Origin of the sequence: Arthrospira sp. PCC 8006 (genome assembly GCF_046480465.1) — a bacterium.
GTDB lineage: Bacteria > Cyanobacteriota > Cyanobacteriia > Cyanobacteriales > Microcoleaceae > Limnospira > Limnospira platensis.
The window spans coordinates 1-2,874 of record NZ_PKGG01000378.1 but is presented as its reverse complement, the minus strand read 5'-3'; the positions used below and the strand labels follow the sequence as shown (position 1 = coordinate 2,874).

Genomic DNA, 2,874 nt, shown 5'->3' with positions numbered 1-2,874 from the left:
TGCGGGCTAAAGGCATCGAACCCGCCGGTAAAACTACCCTAGTCGTCAGTCAAGCCCTATTAATTACCGCTGCGATCGCCCCCAACCTAGTAGATGCTATCTTCGCCTTAGCCGGAACCCTCATCTGCTTCTATTTGCTATTTCAACCCAGAATCTCTAGCATTGCTGATATTGCCGCTTCCATTTTGGGTCTATTTTATGGTGGATACTTACCCAGTTATTGGATTAGGCTACGGGTGGGGCTAGATGGTTCCAGTCCCCTGTTAACCCATGTCACCACTAACCTACCTCAACTCAGATACTTTCCGCCATCGTGGGATTTATCCTATACCCTCACCGAAGGATTAACCGCCAGCCTACTGGCTTTTGGTTGCATTTGGGCCGCTGATATTGGCGCTTACATTTTTGGGAAATTTTTGGGGCGGACCCGACTTTCTGATATTAGCCCCAAAAAAACCGTAGAAGGTGCTATCTTCGGGATTTTAGGCAGCATTGGAGTGGCGATCGCTGGCGCTTGGTTTCTCCAATGGCCGCAGTTTCTCTGGACAGGTTTCGCCCTCGGTATTATAATTGGCATAGCTAGTCTTTTGGGAGACCTGACCGAATCAATGATGAAGCGCGATGCTGGAGTCAAAGATTCCGGTCAACTCATCCCCGGTCACGGCGGCATTCTCGATCGCGCTGATAGCTATGTTTTTACCGCCCCCCTAGTCTACTACTTTGTCACCCTAGTGCTACCTTTATTAAGAACCTAGGGATTGACCCAAATTTTTCCCCGCAGGGTAAGCTGTTCCTCACTGATGCTCAGATCCTCGATGTCTACATCAGTTCCCAACTCAATCGGAATTGACTCTAGCACAGTCCCACTAATCAGGGGATCGGCTTTGATATAGGGCTGGTGTAGTAATAGTTGGGTGGAACTCATCCGCTGTAATTGGCTATCTAAACTAAAGGCGATCGCCCCATGGGTATCAGTTATTAAATCCGCATTTAACGTCAGGCGATCGCTATTTAGCCTTAATTGCAGATTTTCTAGGGTTCCCTCAGTCAATGGTAAGCGAGACTCTAGCAGTTCGGTAATGGCATTGGCTAAAAGTGGCGAACTCACCGAAGCATTAAGATCCGAGGCGAGAATTTGCAAATCACAATCAACCTCGATCGCTTCGAGCAGTTGTAAAGGCTTACCCTGGAGAACCTGACCTAAATTAATACGGATACCGGAACTTCCCAAAACTACTTGGGAAAGATGCAAACCTTGGTAAATCACAGCCCTAGCTGAGACTGACACCGTGGGAATAGAACCCTTCAGTAGCGATCGGTTACCACCTCCCACATGGACCTTTAAAGATTCTACGCCCTCAACTTGCGATCGCAGCCAAAGCTGCAGCGCCGCCGATAGAACCGTTCCGATCAGTTTCTTTTGCTCAGTTTTCGTACCCGTCATAATCTCGCTGTTTATTTGTGATCAAAAAATCAAGAATTGCTGTAATATTGGTATATACAGCATAGATATATGCAAGAATCTAACTCGTCAGTCTCACCTACAGATTGAGCCACTACTACGGGAACTCCTATAACTCCCATAATTAAGGAAAATCAGTGCCTTCTACCCAGCAAATCACCCCGTTGTAATCCAACATCCACCCGGGCAAATCTGGGATCCCCTGTCCCGAAACTCTATGAATGAACGGCTACAGAAAATCATATCTCACTGGGGAGTCGCCTCTCGTCGCCATGCCGAGGAGATGATACTATCAGGAAGGGTCAAGGTAAATGGCGATCAGGCTTATTTAGGCCAGAAAGCAGACCCTAAATGCGATCGCATTGAAATTGACGGACGCGCACTGCACCCTTCCAGTCAACCCCAACCCCTATACCTACTGCTAAATAAACCCCTAGGCGTAGTTTCCACCTGTGCAGAACCCCAAGGCCGAAAAACCGTTTTAGACCTGCTCCCGCGTCAACTCCAAGTCGGACAGGGACTGCACCCCGTGGGTCGCTTAGATACCGACTCAACCGGAGCATTACTGATCACAAATGATGGTGAACTGACATTTCTTTTAACCCATCCCCGTTATCATGTAGCTAAAACCTATCAAGTTCTAGTCCAAGGCTGTCCTCCAGAATCTGTTTTAGAACAGTGGAGACAAGGTATCCTACTATCTGGTAAAAACACATTACCAGCTAAAGTTAGGCGCATCGGGAAACCTCACGGCTCTCAGACTTTGCTAGAAGTGGTTTTACGAGAAGGGAGAAACCGACAGATTCGGCGAGTAGCAGAGGCTCTCGGTTATCCTGTGGTTCAACTGCATCGGACAGCAATTGGGCCTATTTATCTCAACTCGACTGGGAAACCTGAATTAGCTTCAGGTGAATATAGATCCCTGAAAAACTCTGAAGTGCATTTGCTAAAGAATCGAGTCCGTGTCTGGAAATCTGGCAGTTGTTCTTGAGGATCATGGCTTATGAAATTAACTCTTACTCACCCAATTTTTAAAAATAGATCCGAAAATCACAAGCAACCACAAAATCGAGTTGATCATGACCAGGCACAACGCCTATCAGATATTGGTCAACAGTTGCGTGATGCCAGGATGAAAAATTCCTTCTCCTTGGGTATGGTGGCGGCTTATACCCGTATTCGCACCCATTTACTCCAAGCCATCGAAGAAGGTAAAATAGATAGCCTACCTGAACCTATTTATACTCAGGGTCTGATTCGCCAATATGCAGATGCTTTGGGGTTAAATGGAGAGGAGTTAGCCAATTTCTTTTTACCCGAACCTGGGGAAAATACTCTGGTGCGATCGCTTAAATTGCTGTCTATGCCACAATTACGGCCAACTCATCTGTATCTAACTTATACTCTAATGA

The 2,874-nt window shown here is 46.8% G+C and carries 4 protein-coding genes; 3 read left to right on the top strand and 1 reads right to left on the bottom strand.

The window, feature by feature from the left end:
• A partial coding sequence (locus B9T16_RS27565) for a phosphatidate cytidylyltransferase (protein WP_410246278.1) occupies positions 1 to 755 on the top strand: 755 nt, incomplete at its 5' end.
• Here B9T16_RS27565 and B9T16_RS27560 read toward each other — a convergent pair.
• A complete protein-coding gene (locus tag B9T16_RS27560) occupies positions 752 to 1,444 on the bottom strand; it encodes a DUF2993 domain-containing protein (RefSeq protein WP_006617389.1) in 693 nt (230 codons plus the stop codon). The genes B9T16_RS27565 and B9T16_RS27560 overlap by 4 nt on opposite strands.
• Before the next feature lie 235 nt (positions 1,445 to 1,679).
• Between B9T16_RS27560 and B9T16_RS27555 the strand changes: the two genes are divergently transcribed.
• Together B9T16_RS27555 and B9T16_RS27550 are read left to right on the top strand one after the other, a co-directional pair.
• Positions 1,680 to 2,453, top strand: coding sequence for a pseudouridine synthase (locus tag B9T16_RS27555; RefSeq protein ID WP_152088640.1), 774 nt, complete (start codon positions 1,680 to 1,682; stop codon positions 2,451 to 2,453).
• Between the two features lie 12 nt (positions 2,454 to 2,465).
• Positions 2,466 to 2,874 (top strand): helix-turn-helix domain-containing protein (locus tag B9T16_RS27550; protein ID WP_410246277.1); only part of this gene is annotated, 409 nt, incomplete at its 3' end.